Raw genomic sequence first — 26,841 nt, forward strand, 5'->3', positions numbered from 1 at the left:
CGGGCAGATGCCCGTTCTAGACGTGTGCAAGCATACCGGCGAACGCCTGAAGGTGAGGCCCGTTCGTCGATTAACGCACTATAGAGTGATGCACAGAGGGTGTTTCGAGCTCTAGTCCTGGCGCCTTGAGGGCAAGACGCTTAGGGACTAGGTGCAACGCGGGCGGATGTTGCGCGAGTTTTACTTTTTGCCCAGGCTGATTTGCTTGGACGGGCCGAAAGTCTGGCCGCTGACGCCCTTGGCAATTTGCTGGATTTCGCCGCCGGACTTGAGGAACGCAGCAATCTGGCTGTTGATCGATTCGCTGGTTTCAACGGCTGGAGCTGGCTTTGCTTTGCTGTTGGATGCTTTTACGCGCATGGCGGCCACTAACCTGTAGAAAATTAACTTGGCCAGGCATCGTACAGGAAATACTTGACAATTGCTTGGCAAATATCCTCCGGGAATTGTTGGGCCAGGCGGTAATTGTCGAAGTTTGCCAGTGAAATAGGCGCCTAACTTACTGTTTTAATTCGAAACCACTTGAGGAGTCGGTACCTGACGGGCGGCAAAATTCAAGGATCTGATCTGACGAGTGGGGCAGTGCCACTGGAACGCCACGCCAGCCCGCGATTTTTCAGGTGCGCGCGCGTGCCGGGCGCAACTCGGGTAGAATGCTGCCCACGTAACGAGGGTATTTGGAAATGGCTTTAGTCGGGCGCTACAACAGCTTGCAAGTGGTTAAACACACTAACTTTGGTTTGTACCTGGACGGTGCGCAAGATGGCGAAATCCTCTTGCCTAATCGGTATATCCCCAAAGATATTCCCAGTGAAGATGAAGACTGGCTTAACGTTTTCATTTACTTGGACAGTGACGACAAACTTATCGCAACGACTGAAAAGCCGAAAGTTCAAGTCGGCGAATTCGCCAGTTTGAAAGTCGTTGAAGTCAACAGCATCGGTGTATTCCTCGATTGGGGTTTGCCCAAGGACCTGTTGCTGCCGTATTCGGAAGAAAAACGTCAGCTGACCGCGGGCGAATACTGCGTGGTGCACGTCTACCTCGACAAGCACACCAAGCGCATCACCGCCACCGCGCGGCTGGATCGCTACCTGGATAAGACACCGGCCAACTACCAGGTGGGCCAGGAAGTCGACTTGCTGGTGGCCGAAGCCACGGACATGGGCTTCAAGGCAATCATCAACAACAAGCATTGGGGCCTGATCCACAAAAACGAAGTGTTCAAGTTCCTGCGCCCGGGCAAGGAAGAGAAAGGCTTTATCAAAGAGATTCGCGCCGATGGCAACATCAGCCTGAGCCTGCAGCCGGTTGGGCAAGAAGCGGCCTCCAGCCTGAACTCGAAGATTCTCGCCAAGTTGCGCGAAAACAACGGCACTCTGCCGGTCAGCGACAAAAGCGACCCGGCGGTGATCAGCAACTTGTTCGGTGTCAGCAAAGGCAACTTCAAAAAGGCCATTGGTGCGCTCTACAAGCAAGGTCAGATTGTGATTCACGCGGATCGCATTGAACTAAGCTGAGTGCGCTTTGTTCTTCTGTAGGAGCCGGCTCGCCGGCGACGAGGCCAGTGGTTTTCGTGGTGTCCTGTTGGATGCCATCGCTGGCAAGCCAGCTCCTGCAGAGGTCGCTTCAATGTCTAAGAGAACCCTGTTCGCTTACCTCGGCACCTTGCTTGCGTTTCTGGTGCTCGACGGCCTCTGGCTCGGCGTCCTCATGGGCCCGACCTACAAATCCCTGCTCGGCTCGCTGATGCTTGATCAGCCGCGCCTGTTCCCTGCCGTGGTGTTCTACCTGCTGTATGCCATCGGTTGTGTGGTGTTTGTGGTCCTGCCGAGCGGCAGTTGGCAGCGCGCAGCGCGGTTGGGAGCCCTGCTTGGCCTGGTGGCCTACGGCACGTATGACCTGAGCAATTGGGCGACGCTGCAGGGCTGGTCTGCTGGGTTGGCGCTCATGGACATGGCCTGGGGTACCGTCCTCACTGGCATTTGTTGCACGGTCGGGTACTTGTGTGCACATCGGGTGCAACGATGATTGTGTACACGATTCATGTGCACCGTTGCTGAGCGGAGCCCTATCCGCTAGCGCTTCCTAAATCCCTTTGGAGCACCGTTCCAGAGGGATTGTGTGCCATTGGCACGCATTCTGCTGAACACCTCGTATACAAACCCCGCCGCCTCCCGTATGCACACTGTTACGGCAGCGCAGGCCGGTATTTCGAGGAGCCAAGCGATGACCGAACAATTGCCCAAAGGCTACAGCCCGCGCCTGTACAACCAGGACCTGGGCCCACTGCCGCAAAAGTGGACCTGGTACAACATCTTCGCCTTTTGGATGAGTGACGTGCACAGCGTCGGCGGCTACGTGTTCGCCGCCAGCCTGTTCGCGCTTGGGCTGGCCAGTTGGCAGGTGCTGATCGCCTTGCTCGCGGGTATTTGTATCGTGCAGTTGATTGCCAATCTTGTCGCCAGGCCGAGCCAGCAAGCGGCGGTGCCGTATCCGGTCATCTGCCGGCTGGCCTTTGGCGTGTTCGGAGCAAATATTCCGGCGGTGATTCGCGGCCTGATTGCCGTGGCCTGGTACGGGATTCAAACGTACCTGGCGTCGAGTGCCTTGATCATCGTGGTGCTGCGTTTTTTCCCACAGATGGGGGTATATGCAGAGCCGCATTTTGCAGGCCTGTCCTACCTTGGCTGGTTCGGTTTCCTTAGCTTATGGGTATTGCAAGCGGCCGTATTCTGGGCGGGCATGGAATCCATCCGGCGCTTTATCGACTGGGCGGGGCCGGTGGTCTACGCAGTGATGTTTGCCCTGGCCGGCTGGATTGTGTGGAAGGCCGGCTGGGCAAATATCAGCTTTACCCTGGCGGAAAAATCCCTCTCGGGCTGGCAGGCTTTTGGGCAGGTGATCGTGGCGACGGCGCTCGTGGTGTCCTACTTCTCGGGGCCAACGCTGAATTTCGGCGATTTCAGCCGCTACTGCCGCAGCATGCACGACGTGCGTCGCGGTAATTTCTGGGGGCTGCCGGTGAATTTCCTGGCGTTCTCGCTGGTCACCGTCGTTATTGTGTCGGGCACCTTGCCAGTGTTTGGTGAAATGCTGCATGACCCGATTGCCACCGTTTCGCGTATTGACAACAGCATGGCCGTGCTGCTCGGCGCCTTTGCCTTCGTGACCGCCACCATCGGCATCAATATCGTCGCCAACTTCGTGTCGCCTGCGTTTGATTTCGCCAACGTCGCGCCGAGCAAAATCAGCTGGCGCGCCGGTGGGATGATTGCGGCGGTGGCGTCGATCTTCATCACCCCGTGGAACCTGTTCAACAACCCGCTGATGATTCACTACACGCTGGACATTCTCGCGGCGTTTATCGGGCCGTTGTTCGGCATCCTGTTGGTGGACTTCTACCTGATCAAAAAACAGAAGATCGATGTGGACGCCTTGTTTGATGACAGCCCAAACGGGCGCTATTACTTCGACGGCGGCGTGAACTGGACCGCGGTCAAAGCCTTGGTGCCTGCGACGCTGGCGGGCGTCGCGATCACCTTCACCCCGGCGTTGCAGGGCATGGCCAACTTCGCCTGGTTTACCGGGTGCTTGCTGGGTGGGCTGTTCTTCCTGGTGCTGGCGCGGCGAGAACAGGTCCGCGTACCGGCGCCGCTGGTGGCTGGCTGACCGCGGCAGTAGGGCGCAGCAGCAGCGCGCCGGCTACGAGCAGGCCTGCGCCGGCAATCACCAGGGCCGGTTGCAGGCCGCCACTCAGGTGGCTGCTCACCGAGGCCAGCAGCGGGCCGCTCAATTGACCGATGGCGAAGCTGGCGGTCAGCAGCCCGGTGCTGCGCTGATAGCCGTGGGGCGCGACCTCACGCAGGCGCTGCATCACCAGCATCATGCACGCCAGGAACGGCGTACCGCAGAGCAAAACGCCCAGCGCCAGGCCCCAGCCGTTGCCCAGCAAGCAGGCAAACACGCCGGTCGCTTGCAGCCACAAGGTGGTCATCAGCCAGCGGCGGGTGGTGTGCGTGTTGTTGCGGCGCAAGCTCACGCCTACCACGCCAATGGCAGCCGCCAGACCAAAGCATGGCCAGAACAGATCCGCCTGCCAGGCGCCGTTGAATTGCGCGCTGGCCATCTGCGACAGAAAGGTGGCCGGAATGATGTAGCCCAGACCGTACAGAAAGTAGATCCAGCACAGGTGCGTGATGCTTTGATTGCTGCCGGCACTGGCAGTGTGTGCGACGGCAGGCATCGGCTGAGGCAAGAACGGCAGGATTGCCAGCAGCATGACCAACGCCACCACGCCATACACCAGCCATAGCGTGGCCGAGCTTTGTCCCAGCAGGTTAGAGCCCAAAGCCAGCAGACCGGTCAGCAAAATCCCCAGCCCCGGCCCTGCGAAAACCAAGGCTCCCAAGCGTGGACGGCCGGCGGCCATTGCCAGCGGTTGGCTCAAACTGGTGATCATCACCAACGCCCAGGCACTTGCGACACCCGTGCCGAAGCGCAGCAGCAGGTGCGGCCAAAACCCTTGCGCCCAGTACGAGGCCAGCGTCAGCAGTACGCACAACCACAAACCGCCGTACATCCGCCCCCGCACGTGGTGATGGCTGCGGGCGAAGATCGAATCCACCGCGCCAACGAAGTAACCCAAATAATTGGCGGCAGCGATCAGGCCTGCGCCGGTCAGGTCGATCTGCCCTTCGCGGAGCAGATGCGGCATCTGTGGCGTGAGGGCGAAGCGTCCGATGCCCATGGCCATCATCAGGGCGACAAAGCTGGCGAGTAAGCGTATCAGCGGTGACATGTTCTGGTTTCCTGCAAGCAAGCGAAGACCTTCAGGCTAAAGCGAATTGACTTTCTGTAAAAATGAATAATAGTGAGTAACTTGTTCAGTTTTGGAGAAAGGTATGGAGTTCAGTCAATTGCGGATTTTCCAGGCCGTGGCAGAAGAGGGCTCCATCACCCGCGCAGCCGAGCGCCTGCACCGTGTGCCGTCGAACCTGTCGACACGGCTCAAGCAGATGGAAGAGCAACTGGGGGTGGAATTGTTTGTGCGCGAGCGTCAACGCTTGCAGCTTTCTCCCGCTGGCAAGGTGCTGCTGGACTACAGCACTCGTCTGATTGCATTGCACGATGAGGCCCACGGCGCCGTCCAGGGCGGGCAACCGGCCGGCGATTTTGTGTTGGGCAGCATGTACAGCACCGCCGCAATTCATTTGCCGAGGTTGTTGGCGCGCTATCACAAGGCTTATCCGATGGTGAACCTGCAGGTGCAGTCGGCGCCCAGCGGTGAACTGTTGGAAGGCTTGATCACTGGGCGACTGGATGCGGCATTGGTGGATGGCCCGCTGACCATCGCGACCTTGGACGGTGTGCCACTGTGCGAAGAGCGCCTGGTGTTGATCTGCGAGGCTGATCACCCGCCCGTGCGCGGGCCGCAGGATGTAGCGGGGCGCTCGGTGTTCACCTTTCGCCGCAGTTGCGCGTACCGCACGCGGCTGGAGACCTGGTTCTCCCACGAGCGCGTGGCCATGGGCCGGGCCATCGAGATTGAGTCCTATCAGGGCATGCTCGCCTGCGTGATCGCCGGTTCCGGTGTGGCATTGATGTCTGAATCCATGCTGGAGAGCCTGCCAGGCAAGGACAGCGTGTCCGTTCATCCCCTGACGGGGCCTTTTGCGACCGCTACGACCTGGCTGATGTGGCGAAAGGGTATGCTCGGCGCTAACCTCAATGCATGGATTGACCTGCAGCAGGAAGGCAAAGCCGAGTTATTGCAGGACACGCGCGCGATTGCTTGAACGATCCGTCAGGATTTGAATCAATTCAGTAATAGTTCGTTGTGGTTTCGTTCAAGCATTACGTAGGACTTAGGACTACTATCACTGTAGGAAAAGGCGACAAAACTCGCGCCGACCCGCATTACCCGCAAAGGGGGCAACCATGAAAGAGAAAATCCAAAACTGGCTCCATGACGTTGGCGTCGCGCTCGGACTGATCGAGCCTCCGTTGCAACCGGTGCCGATTCGCACGGATGACGAGCAGCGCCGGCCCCGTCGCAGATAAGCTCGGGTTCCAGCAGAATTCAACAGATGGGAGCGGGCTTACTCGCGAAGGGGGTCTGTTAGTCAACGCACATGTTGACTGACACACCGCCTTCGTCAGCAAGCCCGCTCCCATCGTTGTTTGTGGCAGGTAAAAAAAACGGGTGCGACATCCGACGTCGCACCCGCTGAAGAAACCGCTCTGATGCCGGTGCTGCCTTAAATTGCCCTAGCCGCCGCAGCCTGCGGGCGTCGCGACAACAGACTCACCCCAACAAAACTCACCAGCCCAACCGCCAGGCTGTAATAGATCGGCGTGTTCGCGTCCAAGCCATCCTTGAACATGAAGACCAGTGCCGTCACAAAGCCCAGGGTCATGGATGCGATCGCCCCCGAGGTGGTTGCCCGTTTCCAGAAAATCGCCCCCATCAGTGGGATCAGCATGCCACCCACCAACAAGTTGTAGGCAAGGGTCAGGGCGCTGATCACATCGTTGACCACCAGGGCGATACCCAGCACGGCAATGCCCGTCAGCATCGTGAACAAGCGGTTGATGTTCAGGCTCGATTGTTTGCCACCGCGCAAACGCGGCAGCAGGTCTTCGGTCAATACGGTGGAGGCGGCGAGTAAACCGGCGCTGGCGGTGGACATCATCGCGGCCAGTGCGGCGGCGATCACCAGCCCGCGAATGCCGTCCGGCAATGAAGCTTTGACGATAGCGGCGAAGGCATTGTTGACGTTGTCCAGATTCGGCAACAGCACATGAGCAGCCATGCCGATCAGCGCGCAGGCCAGGCCGTAAAGAATGCAGTAGAAGCCGGCGAAGGTGCCTGCGTACTGCGCGACCTTTTCGTCACGGGCAGTGAACACCCGTTGCCAGATGTCCTGACCGATCAGGATGCCGAAAAAGTAGATCATGAAGTAGGTGATGATCGTGTCCCAGCCGATTTCGGTGAAGCTGAAATTCGACGCCGGTAACTTGGCCACCAGTTGATCCCAGCCGCCGACGCGGTACAGGCAGATCGGCAGCAAGATAAACATCAGCCCGACGGTCTTGATCACGAACTGCACAATGTCGGTAAGCGTCAGCGACCACATGCCGCCGATGGTCGAATACACCACCACCACGCCACCGCCCAACAGCACCGAGACCCAGAACGGCAGGCCGAACAGCACTTGCAGCACGGTGCCGATGGCCAGGATCGAGGTCACGCCAATCATCAACGCGTAGGCCAGCATGATCACCGCACTCGCTTGGCGGGCCATCGGGTTGTAGCGCTTTTCCAGGACCTGGGTGACGGTGAAGATCTTCAACTTCAGCAGTGGTTTGGCCAGGAACAGGTTCAACGCGATGATCCCGGCACCCAGCGCAGCACACAGCCAGAAGCCGGAGATGCCGTGCACATAACCCAGGCGCACGGTGCCGACGGTGGACGCACCGCCCAATACCGTGGCGGCCATGGTGCCCATGTACAGCGACGGGCCCAGGTTGCGGCCGGCCACCAGGTAATCTTCGTGGGTCTTGGCGCGGCGCATGCCGTAATAGCCGAGCACGAGCATGCCGGCGGCGTAGATGAGTACGACGAATAAATCCAAAGCCATGACGGCGGGTCTCCGATTATTTTTTTAGGCTATTGAGGCGCTTTTTGTGGCGAGGGAATTTGCTCCCGTTGGGCTGCGAAGCGGCCCCTGGGGGTCATAAACAGCCGCCGGCTCCGGGAACAGGCGAAGCAAGCTCAGGTACACCACCGAGGCCAACCCCAGCGTCACCGGCAGGCTGATATCGATGCCGTCGGCCAGGTTGCCCAGCGGCCCGACAAACTGCCCCGGCAAATTGACGAAGCACAAACCCACCAGCGCACTCGGGATCCAGGCCCCGAGTCCGCGCCAGTTCCAGCCATGGCTGAACCAGTAGCGCCCGCCGGTTTCACCGCGAGTGAACACCTGCAAGTCGTCCGGGCAGTAGAAGCCGCGGCGCACAATCAGGCCGATGATCATCATCACCATCCAGGGCGTGGTGCAGGTGATGATCAGCACGGCGAAAGTCGACACGCTTTGCACCAGGTTGGCGGCGAAGCGTCCGATAAAGATGAAGGCAATCGACATTACGCCGATCAGCAGCGTGGCCTTGACCCGTGACAGCAGGCGCGGAAACACGCTGGACATGTCCAGGCCGGTGCCATACAGCGAGGTGGTGCCAGTGGACATGCCGCCGATCACCGCAATCAGGCACACCGGCAGGAAGAACCAGGTAGGCGCCACCGCCAGCAAACCGCCGACATAGTTATTGGTGGCGATGTAGTCCGGGGCCTTGATCGCCACGATGGTCGCCGTGGCCAGGCCAAACAGAAACGGAATCAACGTAGCGATCTGAGCCAGGACGACTGCCAGCATGATGCGCATTTTCGGCGTCTCACGCGGGATGTAGCGCGACCAGTCACCGAGGAATGCACCAAAGGAAATCGGATTGCTCATCGCCACCAGCGCAGCGCCGATGAAGGCCGCCCAAAAGCCGCTCTGGCCGAGGCCGACGGTGCCGGCGAAGTGGCTGTCGAAGGCGGGCGCAAACGCGAAGATGCCCAGCAGGAACAGCAGACTCGCCGCCCACACCGCGATGCGGTTGACCCACAGCATGAAGCGAAAGCCATAGATGCACACGGTGAGTACAAGCAAGGCGAACAGGCCGTAGGCCAGGCCCAGCGTCAGGTCGGTTTCCGGCAGGCCAATCAGCCGTTTCGCACCACCGACCAACGCATCGCCTGAACTCCACACCGACAGTGAGAAGAAGGCAATCGCCGTCAGCAGCGACAGAAACGAGCCGACAATGCGCCCGTGCACACCAAAGTGCGCACCGGACGACACGGCATTGTTAGTGCCATTGATCGGCCCGAACAGGCCCATGGGCGCCAGGATCAGCGCGCCCACCAGCACGCCCAGCACAATCGCCCAGACGCCGGCCTGGAACGACAAGCCGAACAGCACCGGAAACGAACCCAGCACGGCGGTGGCGAAGGTATTGGCACCGCCGAAGATCAGTCGGAACAGATCCTTGGGCCCGGCAGTGCGTTCGTGGTCCGGGATCTGTTCGACCCCGTTGGTTTCTATCGTTCGAATACTTTTATCGTTGTTTTTATTATTCATGATCAGCTCCGATCACATTGGCTAAGGGGGCGGCAGCCCTTCCGGCATAGCGGACAAATGTTCGTGACAGGCCAGCCACAGGCCTTGTTTTTGTTGTGTGCCAGACCCTTGCCGTTTGAAGACAATGGTCTCGCGCTCCTGGCTAAAAAATTGCTCCCCGTTCATGCGCAGCTCGGTGGCCACGTCATGAATAAAAATCGCCACGTCACCTTGCAGGCTGACAAAGGCGTTGCTTGACGCGCAGGACAGCACCTCAAACCCCTCGTCCCGGCGCCAGCTGTCCCACAATGCCTGGTAGGCATCGCGGCTGAGCAGCGGCTGGGGGAGGGTGTAAAACACAAAGCTGGCATCGGCCGTGAACGCGCCGAAGTAGGCGGCGCGGTCATTGCGGGCGAAGGCCGAGACCAGTTCGGCCGCGGCGTGCAGCACCTCGCGCGTGCTCATCAGCGATGCGCCACGCCGGGCAGTACGCAGAGCATTTCGTACAGCAGGTTGGCGCCGAGCAGCGAGGTGTTGCCGGTGGTGTCGTAAGGCGGCGAAACTTCTACCAGATCGCAACCAATCAGGTCGAGGCCCTGGCAGCCACGGATGATCTCGATCGCCTGGATAGTGGTCAGCCCGCCGATTTCCGGCGTGCCGGTGCCTGGTGCCCAGGCCGGATCGATACCGTCGATGTCGAAGCTCAGGTACACCGGGCCGCCGCCGACTTTTTCACGCACTTCGGCCATCAGCGGCGCGAGAGAGTGGTGCCAGCATTCTTCAGCCTGAACCACGCGAAAGCCCTGTTTACGGCTCCAGTTGAAGTCTTCGGCGGTGTAGCCCTGGGCGCGCAGGCCGATCTGCACCACGCGGTCGCAATCGAGCAAGCCTTCTTCGACTGCGCGGCGGAAGGTGGTGCCGTGGGCGATTTTCTCGCCGAACATATGATCGTTGACGTCAGCGTGGGCATCGATGTGCACCAGCCCGACCTTGCCGTGTTTCTTGTGGATCGCCCGCAGGATCGGCAGGGTGATGGTGTGGTCACCGCCCAGCGTCATCGGGATAACGTTGTGCTCGAGGATCTCATCGTAGGCTTGCTCGATGATGCGCACGGCGTCGAGCAGGTTGAAGGTGTTGATCGCCACGTCGCCGATGTCGGCAACCGACAGGGAGTCGAACGGTGCGGCACCGGTGGCCATGTTGTAAGGGCGGATCATCACCGATTCGGCGCGGATTTCCCGCGGCCCGAAACGGGTGCCGGCGCGCAGCGAGGTGCCGATGTCCAGGGGCACGCCGACGAAGGCGGCATCCAGGCCTTTGGCCGTTTGCAGGTGGGGAAGTCGCATCATGGTGGCGATGCCGGCGAAGCGCGGCATTTCGTTGCCGCCCAGTGGTTGGTGAAAAATCTTGTCCACAGGAGTGCCTCATCGTTGTTGTGGTTATTAGGGGCCGATTCTGCGAAAAGCCCAGGGCGGGAAGAATCGGCAGGGGCAAATACTTAGTTCAGATTTTTCTAAACTAACGCCTGGGGTAAACTCGGCTCAAATGTGGGAGCGGGCTTGCTCGCCAATTCGGTGTGTCAGTCACGGCGGGTTCGATTGATCCACCGCATTCGCGAGCAAGCCCGCTCCCACAGGTTTTATGTTTGCTTCTGGAGAACCCATGGCCAACGCCTTGCCCGACCTGAAACTCCTGCGCATCTTTGTCAGCGTCGTGCGCCACCAGGGGTTCGCCAACGCCCAGCACGAACTCAACCTGTCGACGTCGGCCATCAGCACTTATATGAGTCAGCTGGAGTCGGCGTTGGGTCTGGTGCTGTGCCATCGCGGGCGCGGCGGGTTCAGCCTGACCAGCAAGGGCGAGCTGTTCCATCAGGAAACCCTGCGCCTCTTGGGCGAATTGGAAGGCTTCGAGCAATACGCCGCAGCGCTCAAGGGCGAGTTGCGCGGCACATTGAAGCTGGGCGTGCTCGACTCCACCGTCAGCGACAAGGCGCTGCCGTTCGCTGAGGTGATTGGCGCCTACAGCCAGGAACACCCGGCCGTGCATTTGCACCTCTCGGTGATGAGCCCTTACGAATTGCAACTGGGTGTGCAGGACAATCGCCTGGATCTGGCCATTGGCGCCTTTTCCAACCGCATGAGCGGGCTGATCTACATGCCGCTGTACCGCGAGCAACACTGGTTGTATTGCAGCACCCGCCATCCGTTGTTCAACGAACGGCGCATCCCCGAACAAGTGATCACCCAACAGCGCATGGTCGGGCGCGGCTACTGGAGCCAGGCCGAACTGGCGCGCCACGGCTTCAAACACAGCGCGGCAACGGTGGAAAGTATGGAAGCCCAGTTGATTCTGGTGCTCTCCGGCGCCTACATCGGCTACCTGCCCGAGCATTACGCCCAGGCCTGGGCCGACAAGGGCGACCTGCGCGTATTGCTGCCGGCGACCTTCGGCTATCAGGCACCATTTTCGATGATCATGCGCCGGGGCCGCAGCCGCGAGCCGTTGATCCAGACCTTTCGCGATTTACTCAAAGCCCAGCTCAACCAGGCCTGAAACCATGTCCAGACCCCAATGCTCCCGCTGCCTGCGGCCTGTCACCCATTGCCTGTGCGCGCTGATCCCCAGCCTCGACAGCCGCACCCGCGTGTTGCTGCTGCAGCACCCGAGCGAGGTCAGCCATGCGCTCAATACTGCGCGGCTGGCGGCGTTGGGGTTGAACAATGCGCAATTGGTGGTGGGTGAGGTGTTTGAGGATTTGCCGACCTTATTGAACCCGCCCGGCTACCAGGCGCGGTTGTTGTTTCCCGCTGAGGATGCGCAGCCTTTGCAGGCCTACACATCGACTGACGAACCTATGTTGCTGGTGGTGCCTGACGGTACTTGGCGCAAGGCGCGCAAATTGTTGCACCTCAATCCATTACTGGCGGCGTTGCCTCGAGTCACCCTGGCCGAGGGTGCGGTGTCCCGCTACCGGCTGCGCAAGGCGCCAGGGCCGGGGGCGCTGTCGACGGTGGAGGCGATTGTGCAGGCCTTGCAGGTGCTGGAGGCGCCGGCGTCTTTTGATGCATTGCTCACACCGTTTGAGGCGCTTATTGAGGGACAGATTTCTGCGATGGGCGAAGAGGTGTTTCGTAAAAATCATGGCAACGGGCAGTTGGGGTAACAGCGTCACTGAGGCGTGGCCTTCGCAGGCAAGCCAGCTCCCACATTGATCTGCATTCGCCGCCGATTCCGCGCCGACCTCCGGATACTTGCCCGCGATAGCGCCGTTGCAGGACACATCCTATTTACTTATTCCTATAAGCCATAAGCACCACACTTTGCGTGATATGGCCCGCCAGCCTTTCCCGGTATGATGTCCGCCCCCGCAGTCTGGATTGCGAATACGCCATGACCTTGCAGTACCCTACAATCGCCGATTGCGTCGGCAACACGCCCCTGGTCCGCTTGCAACGCATGGCGGGTGAAACCAGCAATACCCTGTTGCTCAAGCTCGAAGGAAACAACCCGGCCGGCTCCGTCAAGGACCGCCCGGCGCTGTCGATGATTGCCCGCGCCGAACTGCGCGGGCAGATCAAGCCCGGCGACACCTTGATCGAAGCCACCTCGGGTAACACCGGCATCGCCCTGGCCATGGCCGCGGCCATCAAGGGTTACAAGATGGTATTGATCATGCCCGACAACGGCAGCGCCGAACGCAAGGCGGCAATGACCGCCTATGGTGCTCAGCTGATCCTGGTCACCCAGGAAGAAGGCATGGAAGGCGCGCGCGACCTCGCCGAGCGCATGGCCGCCGAAGGCCGTGGCGTGGTGCTCGACCAATTTGCCAACGGTGATAACCCGGAGGCGCACTACACCACCACCGGTCCGGAAATCTGGCGTCAGACCCAGGGCACCATCACTCATTTCGTCAGCTCGATGGGCACCACCGGCACCATCATGGGCAATTCGCGCTACCTCAAGGAGCAGAACCCGGCGATCCAGATCGTGGGTCTGCAACCGATGGAAGGCGCGGCCATCCCGGGCATTCGCCGTTGGCCCCAAGAATATCTGCCGAAGATCTACAACGCGACGCGTGTGGACCGCATCATCGATATGGCCCAGCGCGAAGCCGAAGACACCACCCGCCGTCTGGCGCGTGAAGAAGGCATTTTCTGCGGCGTGTCCTCCGGTGGCGCCGTGGCCGGTATGTTGCGTTTGTCCAGGGAAGTGGAAAACGCAGTGATCGTCGCGATCATCTGTGACCGAGGCGACCGTTACTTGTCGACCGGCATTTTCGACGAACCCAACTGATGGCCAAGCACGAGAGAGGCCTGCGCTTTCAACCGACGGGCGGCAGCCGAGCCCCGCAAATTCCGGTAGGCAAGAAGCAGCGTCTGACCATCGAGCGCCTGGCCAACGACGGCCGCGGCATTGTGTTCTTTGAAGGCCGCACCTGGTTTGTAAATGGCGCGCTGGCCGGCGAAGAGGTCGAAGCACGCGTATTGGGCGCCCACGGCAAAGTGGTCGAGGCGCGCACCGAGCGGGTATTCACGGCCAGCGAGCTGCGCCGTCCGGCACCGTGCGCCCATTTTGGCCGCTGCGGCGGTTGCAGCGTGCAGCACTTGCCCCACGCCGAACAACTTGCCCTGAAACAGCGCATGCTCGCCGAACAACTGTCTCGCGTCGCCGGTGTCGAGCCGCAGGTGTGGGCCGCACCTTTGAGTGGCCCGGAATTCGGCTACCGCCGACGCGCTCGCGTGGCCGTACGCTGGGATGCCAAGGCGAAAAACCTTGAAGTGGGTTTTCGCGCGGTGGCCAGCCAGGACATTGTCGCCATTGATGATTGCCCGGTGCTGGTACAAGCCTTGCAACCGATCATGCAGCGTTTGCCGAACATGCTGCGCCGCCTGAGCAAGCCGCAGGCGCTGGGGCATGTGGAGTTGTTCAGCGGCTCGTCGATTGCCGTGCTGCTGCGGCACATGGCGCCGTTGTCCGAGGCGGACCTGCTGATCCTGCAAGAATTCTGCACCTTCCATGACGCGCAGTTGTGGCTGCATGGCGAAGGCCAGCCGGAGCCGGTCGAGACGGATTCGGCGTTGGGTTATCGGTTGGAACAATGGGATTTGGAGCTGGCTTATCGGCCCGGGGATTTTGTGCAGGTCAACGCCGGCGTCAACGCCGCGATGGTCGCCCAGGCCCTGGAATGGCTGGCGCCACAGCCCGACGAGCGGGTACTGGACTTGTTCTGCGGGCTGGGCAACTTCGCCTTGCCACTGGCCCGGCAGGTGCGTGAAGTGGTCGCGGTAGAAGGCGTGCAGACCATGGTGGACCGGGCGGCGCAGAATGCCGTCAGCAACAATTTGCATAATGTGCAGTTTTTTCAGGCCGATTTATCCCAGCCTTTGACTGACGCGGAGTGGGCCAAACAGGGCTTTTCTGCGGTACTCTTGGACCCACCCCGTGATGGAGCCCTGGAGGTTGTGCGCAAGCTCGCGACCCTTAAGGCCAAGCGTCTGGTGTATGTGTCCTGCAACCCGGCCACGCTGGCGCGGGACACGGTTGAGTTGGTCAAGCAAGGCTACCGGGTAAAACGTGCCGGGATCCTCGACATGTTTCCGCAAACCGCGCATGTCGAGGCCATGGCGTTATTTGAAGCGGGCTAGGATGCCCGTTTAATCCGACTGGCCTGCATTCTCCAAGGCCGTGACCTGCCAGGGAGTGTGTGTAAGCTTTATTCAGGTAAAGCAGGTCAGCGATGATTTTTGGCGCATTAAAGGTGCGTCGTAGGGAAGGTAAGCAAGATGGTACAGGTGAGAGCACACCAGCCGATCAACACCGACGGCAGTATCAATCTCGAGGCATGGCTGGATCATGCCGTCAGTGTCGACCCGGCACTGGACCGTGAAGCCTTGAAAGCAGCCTGCGAGTTCGCTCGTGAGTCTGAACAACAAGACAATGCGGCCAAAAACCTGTGGGCGGAGGGCACGTCAAGCTTTCGCACCGGGTTGGAAATCGCCGAGATCCTTGCCGATCTCAAGCTGGACCAGGATTCGCTGATTGCCGCCGTGCTCTATCGCGGCGTGCGCGAAGGGCACATTCCGTTGCCGACGGTCAGCCAGCGTTTCGGCGCGGTCGTGGCCAAACTGATCGACGGCGTGCTGCGCATGGCGGCTATCAGTGCCAGCCTCAGCCCGCGCCAGTCGATGGTGCTGGGCACCCAGGGCCAGGTCGAGAACCTGCGCAAAATGCTGGTGGCGATGGTCGACGACGTGCGCGTTGCGCTGATCAAGCTGGCTGAGCGCACCTGCGCGATCCGTGCGGTGAAGACCGCCGACGACGAAAAGCGCAACCGGGTAGCCCGCGAAGTCTTCGACATCTACGCGCCGCTGGCGCATCGCTTGGGCATCGGCCATATCAAGTGGGAGCTGGAGGACTTGTCCTTTCGCTACCTCGAGCCCGATCAATACAAACAGATTGCGACGCTGCTGCATGAGCGGCGGCTCGATCGCGAGCGCTTTATCACCGACGTGATGGGCCAGCTGCGTTCCGAGTTGCAGGCCACCGGCGTGGACGCCGACATCAGCGGCCGCGCCAAACACATCTATTCGATCTGGCGCAAAATGCAGCGCAAGGGCCTGGCCTTCAGCCAGATCTACGACGTACGCGCCGTGCGCGTGCTGGTGCCGGAAATGCGCGACTGCTACACCGCGCTGGGGATCGTCCACACCTTGTGGCGGCACATTCCCAAGGAGTTCGACGACTACATCGCCAACCCCAAGGAAAACGGCTATCGCTCCCTGCACACTGCGGTGATCGGCCCCGAGGGCAAGGTGCTCGAGGTGCAGATCCGCACCCACGCCATGCACGAAGAGGCTGAACTTGGGGTGTGCGCGCACTGGCGCTACAAGGGCACCGACGTCAAAGCCGGGTCCAACCAGTACGAAGAGAAAATCTCCTGGCTTCGCCAAGTGCTTGAGTGGCACGAAGAACTCGGCGACATCGGCGGCCTGGCCGAACAGCTGCGGGTGGATATCGAGCCCGACCGCGTCTATATCTTCACCCCCGACGGCCACGCCATCGACTTGCCCAAGGGCGCCACGCCACTGGACTTTGCCTACCGCGTGCACACCGAAATCGGTCACAACTGCCGGGGCGCCAAGATCAACGGGCGCATCGTGCCGCTCAACTACAGCCTGCAGACCGGTGAACAGGTCGAGATCATCACCAGCAAGCACGGCACGCCGAGCCGCGACTGGTTGAACCCGAACCTGGGCTACATCACCACGTCGCGGGCACGCGCGAAGATTGTTCACTGGTTCAAATTGCAGGCGCGCGACCAGAACGTCGCGGCTGGTAAAACCTTGCTCGAACGCGAGCTGGCGCGCCTGGGCCTGCCGCAGGTGGACTTCGACAAGTTGGCCGAAAAAGCCAACATGAAGATCGCCGAGGACATGTTCGCAGCCCTTGGCGCCGGCGACTTGCGCCTGGCGCAACTGGTCAATCTGGCGCAGCAACTGGTCGAGCCGGAGCGCGGCAGCGAGCAGCTGGAGCTGATCCCTCGCAAAGCCACCGGCTACAAACCGGGCAAGCGCGGCGATATCCAGATTCAGGGCGTGGGCAACCTGATGACGCAAATGGCCGGCTGCTGCCAGCCGTTGCCGGGCGACGCGATTGTCGGCTACATCACCCAGGGCCGTGGCGTGAGCATTCACCGTCAGGATTGCGCCTCGGTGCTGCAACTGGGCGGGCGCGAGCCGGAGCGGATCATCCAGGTCAGCTGGGGCCCGGTGCCGGTGCTCACTTACCCGGTGGACATCATCATTCGCGCCTACGACCGTTCCGGCCTGCTGCGTGACGTGTCGCAAGTGCTGCTCAATGAGCGGATCAACGTGCTGGCGGTCAATACCCGCTCGAACAAAGAGGACAACACGGCGTTGATGTCCCTGACCATCGAGATTCCGGGCCTGGACGCGTTGGGTCGGTTGCTGGGGCGGATTTCTCAGTTGCCGAACATCATTGAAACGCGGCGTAATCGCACACCATGAGCAGCTGGATGAGCGCGGATTAAAATGTGGGAGCGGGCTTGCTCGCGAAAGCGGTGTGTCAGTGCCGGATGCATTGGCTGACCTATCGCATTCGCGAGCAAGCCCGCTCCCACATTTGATTTTCAGCGTTTTCACCTCGGCGGAAAGAGACTGATGTATTCACTTGAAGACCTGCTGCACCTGATGAACCGCCTGCGCGACCCAAAGTACGGGTGCCCGTGGGACATCAAGCAAACCTACGCAACCATCGTCCCGCACACCCTCGAAGAGGCCTATGAAGTTGCCGACGCCATCGAGCGCGGCGACTTTGATCACCTGCAAGGTGAGCTGGGCGACCTGTTGTTTCAAGTGGTGTATTACAGCCAGCTGGCGCGGGAGGAGGGGCGTTTTGAGTTTGCCGGTGTGGTCGACAGCATCACCCGCAAGTTGATCCGCCGCCATCCTCACGTGTTTCCCACGGGTTATCTGTATGCGCCGCTGGATATTCCTCAGCTGAGCGAAGAGCAGGTCAAGGAGCGTTGGGAGCAGATCAAGGCTGAGGAGCGCGCGGAAAAGTCCGACGCGCCACAGCAGCTGTCCCTGCTCGATGACGTGCCCACGGCGCTGCCGTCGCTGTCGCGCGCTGCCAAATTGCAAAAGCGCGCCAGCCAGGTCGGCTTCGACTGGCCCGCCGCCTTGCCGGTGGTGGACAACGTGCGCGAAGAGCTGGATGAAGTGCTCGAAGCCATGGCCGATAACGACCCGGTGGCGATTGCCGATGAAGTCGGTGACCTGCTGTTTGCAGCGGTCAACCTGGCGCGGCACCTGAAGGTTGACCCGGAAGCTGCGTTGCGTGGCGCCAATGCCAAGTTCGAACGACGTTTCCGATTTATCGAGCAGGCATTGCGCGATACGCACCAATCCATAGAAGATTGCACCCTCGAAGCGTTGGACGCCCTGTGGGGTGAAGCCAAACGCCAGGAAAAGAATCTGTCCAGCTGCGGTTAAGCAGTTGCCTAAGTGAGTGAGCACCATGAGCCTTTCCCTTCGCGACCAGTTGCTTAAAGCAGGTCTGGTCAATCAAAAGCAGGCCAAGCAGGTCGGCAAAGAGAAACAGAAGCAGCAGCGCCTGGTCCACAAGGGCCAAGCCGAGGTGGATGACACCCAGGCACGCCTGGCCGCCGAGGCGCACGCCGAGAAGGTCAAGCGCGACCAGGAGCTTAACCGCCAGCAGCAGGAAAAAGCTGAGGCCAAGGCCCGCACGGCCCAGGTCAAACAATTGATCGAGACCTCGCGCCTGCCCAAGCTGACCACCGAGGACTACTACAACTTCGTCGATGATAAGAAGGTCAAGCGCCTGTCGGTCAACACGCTGATGCGCAACAAGCTGAGCAACGGCTCCCTGGCAATCGTGCACCATGGCGGCGGTTACGAGGTGATCCCGCGTGAGGCAGCGTTGAAGATTCAGGAGCGTGCGCCAGAGCGTATCGTGCAGCTCAATATCCTGACCGAAAGCCAGGTGCCGGATGAGGATGATCCTTACGCGGCCTACCAGATCCCGGATGATCTGATGTGGTAAGGCGTTAAAACACTCGGGCGTGCGAGGCGCGCCCAAGGCCAAAGCCTATAAACACAAACCCCGCTCAAAAGGCGGGGTTTGTGTTTATAGGCACCCTGGCTGCGTGGGGCTGGGGAGCCTAGTGGATTTCAGTATTCAGGAGCTTTGTGCCTGGCGTTTCATCTCTAGAGATTCGAGCTCGTTTTTATAATTGTGGGCTTCGCTCTCGTTGTGGAACATGCCGACCAGTTGGTCTTGTTGATGGACATCCCAGATGTGAATCCCATGGCCCAGTGCTTCGTGAGACATGTGTGCATCGTCGCGTTCAGTTACTTTTACAGTCATCTGCTTGCTCCAATCTCTGGTTGATCTGCGGCAAGTCGTCGCAGGCCTCTTTTATATGTTTTGTTAGCTTGCTAAGTAAACCGATTTTGCACGCAACAATTCATTGCACAAACTGCAACTGTCCCGCAGGCCGTGTAATCCGCGACATTGCGTCGCAGGCGCCTGAGTTTTATGACAAAAGTTTCATGTTCCTCTTAGGCTTTAGTCTTGTAGTGCTTGCTCCAAAGCTGGCTTGCCTGCGATAGCGGTAGAACGCCCAGCACACAAACTGCAGGCGAAAAAAAGCCCCGCATTCAGCGAGGCTTGTTTTTCAGCTCATCAGCCGATCAGCTCCCTTTGACAGCCTTGCCGTCAACGGTGCCGTCCAGCAGCATGATGTTGTATTCCTTACCGTCGGTTTCCACCTGACGCAGGGCAACCAGGATGCCGCCCCAGTCCTTGGCAAACCACATCTGGGTGATGCGCTTGCTCTGGGAGGGGTCGCGCACGCGCTCAACCTTGATCGCATCAATGGCGCCGGCTTTGGTCTGGACCTTTTCCGGGCCGATCACGCGGAAGTCATAGGTATCGACGTCGGTGCCCTCGACCACGCGGTAGCTCATGCTTTTTTTGCCGGCGGCGACGTCGCGCTGCAGGGCAAGCTGATAAGTCGATTTGTCGAGCATGCCGCTTTCGAGCGTGACGTTGACCGGGTCCTTGTTTTCGAAACCGGTGACCTTGTTGGCCGCGTGGTCGAAATCCAGGTTGATCTTCTTCGCCTTGCCCAGGCCGCCGCGTTCGAAGCTGTAGCTCTTGGGTTGCAGGGCGTCCTTGTCGAACAGGATCACGCTGGTTTCGGTGAGGCTGGCGATCATCATGGAAGCCTTGAAGTTCAAGGTCCAGGTGCCATTGTCATTCTTGGTCAGGCTGCGTTCGGCCGAACCACTCATGGGCAACTGTTTCCAGTCGGCGGTGTAGCTGGCGGAGAAAGGGTGAAGGTCTGCTGCTTGCACGGCAGGCAAGGCGAACAGCGCAAAAGCGAAGAGCAAGGCGCGACGCATAAAATCTCCTAGGTTCGAATCAAGTGGCCGCTGGCCGCAAGTAATTGGCCGTCCAATAATGCACCGTGATCGCCAAGAATCAACCGCCCCTCGGCAAACCAGCGAACAGCCAGCGGGTAAATCCTGTGTTCCTGGGTGTGAACCCGTTGCGCAAGTGCCTGCGCTGAATCTGCAGACTCTACCGGAACCACTGCCTGTACGACCAGAGGGCCGCCATCGAGTTCCTCGGTCACAAAGTGCACGCTGCAGCCGTGCTCGCTGTCGCCGGCCTCAAGTGCACGTTGATGCGTGTGCATGCCTTTGTACTTGGGGAGCAGGGAAGGGTGGATATTGAGCAGGCGCCCTTCGTAGTGCCGCACGAAATTGGCGCTCAGAATGCGCATGAAGCCGGCGAGGACCACGAGTTTGGGGTTAAAGGCGTCGATCAGTTCGATCAAGGCGCTGTCGAAGGCCTCGCGGCCGTCAAAGGCCTTGTGATCCAGGGAGCGGGTTTCAATGCCCGCATCCCTGGCGCGTTGCAGGCCGTAGGCGTCGCTGCGATTGGAGATCACCGCAGCGATGCGCACCGGACTGTCGCCGGTGCGCGTGCTGTCGATCAAGGCCTGCAAGTTACTGCCGGTGCCGGACAGCAGCACCACGACATCACAGGTCTGAGACATCAATGGGCCTTGAGGTTCTTCAGTTCAACCTGAGCTGCGCCTTCCGGGGCAGTCGCGATCTGGCCGATGACCCAGGGCTGCTCGCCCGCTTCACGCAGAACGTTCAGCGCCGTTTCAACATGCTCTTGAGCCACGCAGATGACCATGCCGACGCCGCAGTTCAGCACGCGGTGCATTTCGGTCTCGTTGACGTTGCCTTTCTCTTGCAGCCAGTCGAATACCGCAGGACGCTGCCAGCTGGCCACGTCGACGATCGCCTGGGCGCCTTTTGGCAGAACGCGCGGGATGTTGTCCAGCAGGCCGCCGCCAGTGATGTGGGCCATGGCTTTGACAGCGCCGGTGTCCTTGATCAGCTTGAGCAGTGGTTTGACGTAGATGCGCGTCGGGGCCATCAGCAGGTCGGTCAGCGGCTTGCCATCGAGTTGAATGTTCTCGATGTCGGCACCGGACACTTCGATGATCTTGCGGATCAGCGAGTAGCCGTTGGAGTGCGGGCCCGAGGATGGCAGCGCGAGCAGGGCGTCACCGGCAGCGACTTTGGAACCGTCGATGATTTCAGATTTTTCGACAACGCCGACGCAGAAGCCGGCCAGGTCATAGTCTTCGCCTTCGTACATGCCTGGCATTTCAGCGGTTTCGCCGCCGACCAGGGAGCAACCCGACAGTTCGCAGCCCGCGCCAATGCCGGTCACGACCTGGGTCGCGGTCTCAACGTTGAGCTTGCCGGTGGCGTAGTAGTCGAGGAAGAACAGTGGCTCGGCCCCGCACACCACCAGGTCGTTGACGCACATGGCAACCAGGTCGATGCCGATGCTGTCGTGCTTGTTCAGGTTCAAGGCCAGGCGCAGCTTGGTGCCCACGCCGTCGGTGCCGGAGACCAGCACAGGCTGTTTGTAGCCGGCCGGGATTTCGCAGAGGGCGCCAAAACCGCCCAGGCCGCCCATGACTTCGGGGCGCGCAGTGCGCTTGGCGACGCTCTTGATGCGTTCGACCAATGCTTCACCGGCGTCGATGTCTACACCGGCGTCCTTGTAGCTCAGGGAGGGTTGCTTGCTCATGATCCAGGCCTTTAGGGGGGATTTCTGGGTAACGACCGAGCTGGCGAAGGCTTTCATGAAGAGGCCCAGCCGTTGACGGTCTGCGAAGGCGCGCGATTTTATCAGGCTTGAGGGGCAGCGGCCATCCTCGGGCCGACGGGCAGGGCCATAAAGGTTAAAAAGCGCGGTTAAAAAATTGCTAATCGTCTCTGTGATGGCGCGTATTAAGGTATAGCCTTTAACCCGCTATCGTTATGACAGTACGAAAACTTACCGCGACCCTGTGAATGTTTTACCGGCTGCTGTGGTCACAGCCTGGCAAGCCGGGTTCACGCGGTCTGTTCCAGCCGCTAAATTTGTCGTTCGGGAATCTTCCATGCGTCTGTGTAAATTCTTCTTTGTAGGCTGCTTGTCGTTGGTCAGCCTGGCGAGTCATGCCGAAACCCTCAATGGCCTGTATCAAGTACTTGAACCGGTCAGCAGCCAGTCGCCCCAAGAGCGCGACCAGGCCACCCAGCGTGCCGTGCAAACCCTGGTGATCCGTTTGACTGGCGACGCCAAAGCTGCCGAAGGCCCGGGCCTGGCGGCGATTCGCAAAGATCCGCAGCAAATCATCAGCCAGTATGGCTACGACGCTGGCCCACCAGAGAGCCTGCAAGTGGATTTCGACCCGGTGAGCACCGATCGCGCCCTGCGTGCAGCGGGCCTGTCGATCTGGGGCAGCAATCGGCCGTCGATTCTCGGCTGGTGGCTGAACGACTCCACTGAAGGCAGCAGCCTGGTGGGTGATGGTCAAGCCGTTGCCGGTGCCTTGCGCCGTGCGGCGCAACACCGGGGTTTGCCGTTGCGCCTGCCTCTGGGTGATCTGGATGAGCAGGTCGTCGCCACCGCGCCGAATCTGGAAAGCGCCGATGCCACGCCACTGCGTGCAGCCTCCGAGCGCTACGGTACCGACGCGTTGCTCGCGGTGCACGCCCGTCAGGAAGGCAACCAGTGGCAGGCCAAATGGCGCCTGTGGTTGGGCGACAAAACTGAGCAAGGCACCGCGCAGGGCACCGACACTGCTGCCGTGGCCGATGCCGTATTGCTGGCTGTCAGCCAAAAGTTGGCGCCACGTTTTGCGGTCAAGCCCGGCGTGAGCAGTGAACAATTGCTCGAAGTGCAGGGCATGAACCTGGAGCGCTACGCTGCACTGGGCCATCTGCTCGAACCTTTTGGTGGTCAGCCGCTGCTGGTCGACGGCACTCGCATTGTGTACCGCGTCAACGGCAGTGCTGATCAATTGCGTACCCAGTTGAGCCTGGCCAAGTTGCAGGAAGTGCCTGCGGGCGAAGCTGCTGTTCCGCCGCCGGTGGCGGAGGGTGCGCAGGCGCCCGCAGCACCTGAACCTCAGGCGCAGCTGCGTTTTCGGTGGTAACTGTTCTTCCTATATAGATAGAAGCAAATAATGGAGTGGTTTATGGCGGATACGCGTCGTTGGGTGTGGCTTGGCGGGATTGTCCTGCTGTGCGTTTTTGTGTTCTTGCTGCATTCGATCCTGACGCCGTTCCTGGTCGCGCTGCTGCTGGCTTATCTGTTCGATCCCGTGGTGGATCGCCTGGAGAAGGCCGGCCTGTCGCGCACCTTGGGGGTGGTGGCGGTGTTTGCCTTGTTCACGTTGATCATCACCGCGCTGGTATTGGTGCTGGTGCCGATGCTGGCCAAGCAATTGTTTCGCCTGTATGAGCTGGCGCCGCAGATGCTTGACTGGCTGCAGCACACGGCAATGCCTTGGGCGCAGGCCAAGCTGGGGTTGGCGGACGGCTTCTGGAAGTTCGACAAGGTCAAGGCGGCGATCAGTGACCACATGGGCCAGACCACCGACATCGTCGGTGTCGTGCTCAGTCAGGCCACGGCGTCCAGTTTGGCGTTGATCGGTTGGTTGACCAACCTGGTGCTGATTCCGGTGGTGGCGTTCTACTTGCTGCGTGACTGGGACATCATGATGGCCAAGATCCGCAGCCTGCTGCCGCGCAACAACGAGGAGCGCATCGTCTCGCTGGCGGAGGAGTGCCATGAGGTGCTGGGCGCGTTCGTGCGTGGCCAGTTGCTGGTGATGCTCGCGCTGGGAATCATCTATGCCGCGGGGTTGATGGCGATCGGCCTGGAGCTGGGCCTGTTGATCGGCTTGATTGCCGGTCTGGCTGCCATCGTGCCGTACATGGGCTTTGTGATCGGGATTGGCGCGGCACTGGTGGCGGGGTTGTTCCAGTTTGGCGGCGACCTGTACCCGATGCTCGGGATTGTTGCAGTGTTTATGGTCGGCCAAGCCCTTGAAGGGATGGTGTTGACGCCCTTGCTGGTGGGCGACCGGATCGGCCTGCACCCGGTGGCGGTGATCTTTGCGATCCTGGCAGGCGGTGAGCTGTTTGGCTTTACGGGCATCCTGCTGGCGCTGCCGGTGGCGGCGGTGATCATGGTGCTGGTGCGCCATGTGCATGATCTGTACAAGGATTCGGATGTGTACACCGGGGTCGAAGACCCCGATCTGTAACCGCTTCGTCACAAACCCGGCCAAGGCCGGGTTTGTTGTTTCTACGGGCGGGGTGTCAAACAATTTGCGCAAATCGCCCAAGTTAACGCAAACCTTTGATTTTGCTTGTGGTCTGCTGCATTGTGCGCCCGGCGTCACGGGTATAAACTTTGCAAACTTTACACAGAGGCCACTAACGGTTCGTTTGGAGCCGTTCAGTCAGCATGAAACCGATTCAGCTGCCCTTGGGTGTGCGTCTGCGTGACGACGCCACCTTTATCAATTACTACCCAGGCGCCAATGCCGCTGCACTCGGCTATGTCGAGCGGCTTTGCGAAGCCGACGCCGGGTGGACTGAAAGCCTGATCTATCTGTGGGGCAAGCACGGCGTGGGGCGTACCCACCTGTTGCAGGCGGCGTGCCTGCGCTTCGAGCAAATGGGCGAACCGGCGGTTTACCTGCCGTTGGCGGAGTTGATGGACCGTGGTATCGGCATCTTCGATCACCTGGAGCAATACGAGCTGGTGTGCCTGGATGATCTGCAGGCGATTGCCGGCAAGGCGGATTGGGAAGAGGCACTGTTCCACCTGTTCAATCGGCTGCGTGACAGTGGCCGGCGCCTGTTGATCGCCGCGTCTACCTCGCCGCGTGAACTGCCGGTGAAGCTGGCCGACCTCAAGTCGCGCCTGACCCTGGCACTGATCTTCCAGATGCGCCCATTGTCCGACGAGGACAAATTGCGCGCCCTGCAACTGCGTGCATCCCGTCGCGGCCTGCACCTTACCGACGAAGTCGGGCATTTTATTCTCACCCGCGGCACCCGCAGCATGAGTGCATTGTTCGATTTGCTCGAACAGCTCGATCAGGCCTCGTTGCAGGCTCAGCGCAAGCTGACCATACCCTTCCTCAAAGAAACCCTCGGCTGGTAGCCAGCCCTTGTATTGCGCGGCTTCCGGCAAATTTCAGGCGCCAGAAAACCTGCGTTTGGGCCGCTTTGGCCACGCAAAAGGCGTGTAATGGGTGTTAAGCGGTTAGATGTCATCGTTCAAACAAGAAGTCACATAGATCACGATTGAATTTGCAAATCGATGTGATAGTGGGCATAGTCTCGACTTCTTTACATACCAGCCACGGTCGTGCCCATGCTAAATCGCTTCGCACCCCTCGTGCCTCTCGCACTCGTTACCCTGTTGTTTGGTTGCGCCACCCACACTCAAAACGTGGCTGAGCAGCAAAAACCAGCACAACAGTCCCAGGCAAAATTCGTTGCAACGCAGTCTTCCACTGTTTACGAGGAAGAAGTTGCAACTGAGAAAGAACTCGCCGACTTCGCCGGCAGCAAGCCTTACCAGCTTCCAGTTCTGGCCGACAGCATTCTTGAACGCGGCATGTCCCTGATCGGTACCCGTTACCGTTTCGGCGGTACCTCTGAAGCCGGTTTCGACTGCAGCGGCTTCATCGGCTACCTGTTTCGTGAAGAAGCCGGCATGAACCTGCCTCGCTCGACCCGCGAAATGATCAACGTGGATGCACCGTTGGTCGCACGCAACAACCTCAAGCCCGGTGATCTGCTTTTCTTTAGTACGGCGGGCCGTGGTCGTGTCAGCCACGCCGGTATCTACTTGGGCGATAACCAGTTTATTCACTCCAGCAGCCGTCGCAGTGGCGGTGTCCGCGTCGACAACCTGGGTGACAGTTACTGGAGCAAAACCTTCATCGAAGCCAAGCGTGCACTCGCCATGGCCCCGACGACAGTTACCGCTAGCAAGTAAAGTTAAAGTGATACTTGAAGTTTGACGTGTAAGCGCTAGAATCCCTGGATATTGTTGTAATCCGTTCGCGCGAGCTTTGCTTGCGCGTTCTGGTTTTCAGCGTTCGGCAGCGAAAAGCCGCATCCAGACCAGGATTGTTCTGCCCATGTCGACCTCAGCCCGCCTCATTCTTCTTGTTTGCGCCGCGCTCCTCAGCGCCTGCGCAAGCCGTCCACCGCCGCCCGCTCCCGTAGTGGTCAAGCCTAAGCCGGTGTTCAATTACTCCACGCAAAATTTCTCGCCGGCCGCCGAAGACGTGCTCTTCCGTGCGCTGGGCCTGGTCGGCACGCCTTATCGCTGGGGCGGCAACACGCCGGACTCCGGGTTTGATTGCAGCGGCCTGATCGGGTTTGTCTACCGTGACGCTGCGGGCATCAGCCTGCCGCGCACCACGCGTGAATTGATCGTGATGCGTGCGCAGGACGTGAGCGAAAATAACCTGCAGACCGGCGACCTGATCTTCTTTGCCACTGGCGGCGGTTCACAAGTGAGCCACGCGGGTATCTACGTGGGCGAAGGGCGATTCGTGCATGCACCGCAGACCGGCGGCACGGTGAAGCTGGATACGCTGTCCAAAGCCTATTGGCAAAATGCCTACCTGAGCGCCAAGCGCGTGTTGCCAGCGAATCTGGCGCGCAACCCGTAAGGCGAGTGCAGATCCCGATGTGGGAGCGGGCTTGCTCGCAAAGGCGGTGGATCAGTCGATACG

At 60.1% G+C, this 26,841-nt stretch carries 27 protein-coding genes; 17 read left to right on the forward strand and 10 right to left on the reverse strand.

Features of this window, described 5'->3' with window-relative positions; all coding sequences use genetic code 11:
- Nucleotides 1-180: 180 nt before the first annotated feature.
- Nucleotides 181-360 carry a PFL_1563 family small protein gene (locus AC19YS_RS26600; RefSeq protein ID WP_003193095.1) on the reverse strand — a complete coding sequence of 60 codons (180 nt, stop codon included), beginning with the start codon at nt 358-360 and terminating at the stop codon, nt 181-183.
- A gap of 323 nt (nt 361-683) precedes the next feature.
- On the opposite strand from AC19YS_RS26600, the gene AC19YS_RS26605 reads away from it, so the two are divergent.
- The 3 genes from AC19YS_RS26605 (at nt 684) to AC19YS_RS26615 (ending at nt 3,672) form a co-directional block, all read left to right on the forward strand.
- Complete coding sequence (locus AC19YS_RS26605; protein WP_017134857.1) at nt 684-1,520, forward strand: CvfB family protein; 837 nt, start codon at nt 684-686, stop codon at nt 1,518-1,520.
- 112 nt (nt 1,521-1,632) lie between these two features.
- Nucleotides 1,633-2,031, forward strand: coding sequence for a DUF2177 family protein (locus AC19YS_RS26610; RefSeq protein WP_500603035.1), 399 nt, complete (start codon nt 1,633-1,635; stop codon nt 2,029-2,031).
- Nucleotides 2,032-2,229: 198 nt separating this feature from the next.
- A complete protein-coding gene (locus AC19YS_RS26615) occupies nt 2,230-3,672 on the forward strand; it encodes an NCS1 family nucleobase:cation symporter-1 (RefSeq protein WP_500603036.1) in 1,443 nt (480 codons plus the stop codon).
- On the opposite strand, the gene AC19YS_RS26620 is transcribed toward AC19YS_RS26615, so the two are convergent.
- Entirely contained in the window at nt 3,584-4,801 is a 1,218-nt protein-coding gene (locus AC19YS_RS26620) for a YbfB/YjiJ family MFS transporter (protein WP_500603038.1), read from the reverse strand. The genes AC19YS_RS26615 and AC19YS_RS26620 overlap by 89 nt on opposite strands.
- Nucleotides 4,802-4,904: 103 nt before the next feature.
- Between AC19YS_RS26620 and ptrR the strand changes: the two genes are divergently transcribed.
- Both ptrR and AC19YS_RS26630 read left to right on the forward strand, forming a co-directional pair.
- Complete coding sequence (ptrR, locus tag AC19YS_RS26625; RefSeq protein ID WP_119742222.1) at nt 4,905-5,798, forward strand: putrescine utilization regulator PtrR; 894 nt, start codon at nt 4,905-4,907, stop codon at nt 5,796-5,798.
- Nucleotides 5,799-5,940: 142 nt separating this feature from the next.
- Complete coding sequence (locus tag AC19YS_RS26630; protein WP_256347311.1) at nt 5,941-6,063, forward strand: PA1414 family protein; 123 nt, start codon at nt 5,941-5,943, stop codon at nt 6,061-6,063.
- Between the two features lie 197 nt (nt 6,064-6,260).
- Here AC19YS_RS26630 and AC19YS_RS26635 read toward each other — a convergent pair whose 3' ends face one another.
- From AC19YS_RS26635 to speB, 4 genes are read right to left on the reverse strand one after another with little or no spacing between them, the layout of a single operon-like run.
- Entirely contained in the window at nt 6,261-7,643 is a 1,383-nt protein-coding gene (locus AC19YS_RS26635; RefSeq protein ID WP_200625080.1) for a sodium:solute symporter family protein, read from the reverse strand.
- 24 nt (nt 7,644-7,667) lie between these two features.
- Nucleotides 7,668-9,182: a purine-cytosine permease family protein gene (locus tag AC19YS_RS26640; protein ID WP_500603039.1), complete on the reverse strand. Its 1,515-nt coding sequence runs from the start codon at nt 9,180-9,182 to the stop codon at nt 7,668-7,670.
- Between the two features lie 21 nt (nt 9,183-9,203).
- Nucleotides 9,204-9,626, reverse strand: a complete 423-nt coding sequence (locus AC19YS_RS26645; RefSeq protein ID WP_119742226.1) for a YybH family protein — start codon at nt 9,624-9,626, stop codon at nt 9,204-9,206.
- The gene (speB, locus tag AC19YS_RS26650; RefSeq protein WP_106576398.1) at nt 9,626-10,576 is read right to left on the reverse strand and encodes an agmatinase; all 951 of its coding nucleotides are present in this window, start codon (nt 10,574-10,576) and stop codon (nt 9,626-9,628) included. Before speB ends, AC19YS_RS26645 begins: the two co-directional genes overlap by 1 nt.
- Nucleotides 10,577-10,823: 247 nt before the next feature.
- Here speB and AC19YS_RS26655 point away from each other — a divergent pair, with 247 nt between their 5' ends.
- The 7 genes from AC19YS_RS26655 (at nt 10,824) to AC19YS_RS26685 (ending at nt 18,749) form a co-directional block, all read left to right on the forward strand.
- Nucleotides 10,824-11,717 (forward strand): LysR family transcriptional regulator, encoded by an 894-nt coding sequence (locus AC19YS_RS26655; RefSeq protein ID WP_049712094.1) that lies wholly within the window; start codon nt 10,824-10,826, stop codon nt 11,715-11,717.
- Nucleotides 11,718-11,721: 4 nt separating this feature from the next.
- Nucleotides 11,722-12,327, forward strand: a complete 606-nt coding sequence (locus AC19YS_RS26660) for a tRNA-uridine aminocarboxypropyltransferase (RefSeq protein WP_106576399.1) — start codon at nt 11,722-11,724, stop codon at nt 12,325-12,327.
- Nucleotides 12,328-12,554: 227 nt separating this feature from the next.
- Entirely contained in the window at nt 12,555-13,457 is a 903-nt protein-coding gene (gene cysM / locus AC19YS_RS26665) for a cysteine synthase CysM (RefSeq protein WP_106576400.1), read from the forward strand.
- The gene (gene rlmD, locus AC19YS_RS26670) at nt 13,457-14,809 is read left to right on the forward strand and encodes a 23S rRNA (uracil(1939)-C(5))-methyltransferase RlmD (protein ID WP_500603043.1); all 1,353 of its coding nucleotides are present in this window, start codon (nt 13,457-13,459) and stop codon (nt 14,807-14,809) included. Before cysM ends, rlmD begins: the two co-directional genes overlap by 1 nt.
- A gap of 138 nt (nt 14,810-14,947) precedes the next feature.
- On the forward strand, nt 14,948-17,191 hold the full coding sequence (gene relA, locus AC19YS_RS26675) for a GTP diphosphokinase (RefSeq protein WP_017134872.1): 2,244 nt from the start codon (nt 14,948-14,950) through the stop codon (nt 17,189-17,191).
- Nucleotides 17,192-17,344: 153 nt separating this feature from the next.
- On the forward strand, nt 17,345-18,178 hold the full coding sequence (mazG, locus tag AC19YS_RS26680) for a nucleoside triphosphate pyrophosphohydrolase (protein WP_500603044.1): 834 nt from the start codon (nt 17,345-17,347) through the stop codon (nt 18,176-18,178).
- A 25-nt stretch (nt 18,179-18,203) separates the two neighbouring features.
- Entirely contained in the window at nt 18,204-18,749 is a 546-nt protein-coding gene (locus AC19YS_RS26685; RefSeq protein WP_014719402.1) for a DUF2058 domain-containing protein, read from the forward strand.
- A 135-nt stretch (nt 18,750-18,884) separates the two neighbouring features.
- Here AC19YS_RS26685 and AC19YS_RS26690 read toward each other — a convergent pair whose 3' ends face one another.
- The 4 genes from AC19YS_RS26690 to purM all read right to left on the reverse strand — a co-directional run bounded on the left by AC19YS_RS26690 (nt 18,885) and on the right by purM (nt 21,830).
- On the reverse strand, nt 18,885-19,073 hold the full coding sequence (locus AC19YS_RS26690; RefSeq protein ID WP_119742236.1) for a hypothetical protein: 189 nt from the start codon (nt 19,071-19,073) through the stop codon (nt 18,885-18,887).
- A gap of 326 nt (nt 19,074-19,399) precedes the next feature.
- The gene (locus tag AC19YS_RS26695) at nt 19,400-20,113 is read right to left on the reverse strand and encodes a DUF3108 domain-containing protein (protein WP_106576404.1); all 714 of its coding nucleotides are present in this window, start codon (nt 20,111-20,113) and stop codon (nt 19,400-19,402) included.
- An 8-nt stretch (nt 20,114-20,121) separates the two neighbouring features.
- On the reverse strand, nt 20,122-20,772 hold the full coding sequence (gene purN / locus AC19YS_RS26700; RefSeq protein WP_200625074.1) for a phosphoribosylglycinamide formyltransferase: 651 nt from the start codon (nt 20,770-20,772) through the stop codon (nt 20,122-20,124).
- Nucleotides 20,772-21,830, reverse strand: coding sequence for a phosphoribosylformylglycinamidine cyclo-ligase (gene purM, locus AC19YS_RS26705; RefSeq protein WP_020295613.1), 1,059 nt, complete (start codon nt 21,828-21,830; stop codon nt 20,772-20,774). The genes purN and purM overlap by 1 nt, the downstream gene beginning before the upstream one ends.
- Nucleotides 21,831-22,185: 355 nt before the next feature.
- On the opposite strand from purM, the gene AC19YS_RS26710 reads away from it, so the two are divergent.
- From AC19YS_RS26710 to AC19YS_RS26730, 5 genes are all read left to right on the forward strand, one after another.
- Complete coding sequence (locus AC19YS_RS26710) at nt 22,186-23,226, forward strand: DUF2066 domain-containing protein (RefSeq protein ID WP_500603045.1); 1,041 nt, start codon at nt 22,186-22,188, stop codon at nt 23,224-23,226.
- A gap of 42 nt (nt 23,227-23,268) precedes the next feature.
- Nucleotides 23,269-24,342 (forward strand): AI-2E family transporter, encoded by a 1,074-nt coding sequence (locus AC19YS_RS26715; protein WP_106576407.1) that lies wholly within the window; start codon nt 23,269-23,271, stop codon nt 24,340-24,342.
- A gap of 203 nt (nt 24,343-24,545) precedes the next feature.
- Nucleotides 24,546-25,250, forward strand: coding sequence for a DnaA regulatory inactivator Hda (gene hda / locus AC19YS_RS26720; RefSeq protein ID WP_017134884.1), 705 nt, complete (start codon nt 24,546-24,548; stop codon nt 25,248-25,250).
- A gap of 213 nt (nt 25,251-25,463) precedes the next feature.
- On the forward strand, nt 25,464-26,093 hold the full coding sequence (locus AC19YS_RS26725; RefSeq protein ID WP_106576408.1) for a C40 family peptidase: 630 nt from the start codon (nt 25,464-25,466) through the stop codon (nt 26,091-26,093).
- A 145-nt stretch (nt 26,094-26,238) separates the two neighbouring features.
- Nucleotides 26,239-26,778 carry a C40 family peptidase gene (locus AC19YS_RS26730; RefSeq protein WP_106576409.1) on the forward strand — a complete coding sequence of 180 codons (540 nt, stop codon included), beginning with the start codon at nt 26,239-26,241 and terminating at the stop codon, nt 26,776-26,778.
- Nucleotides 26,779-26,841 lie beyond the last annotated feature (63 nt).

The organism is Pseudomonas sp. MF08831 (assembly GCF_059862645.1).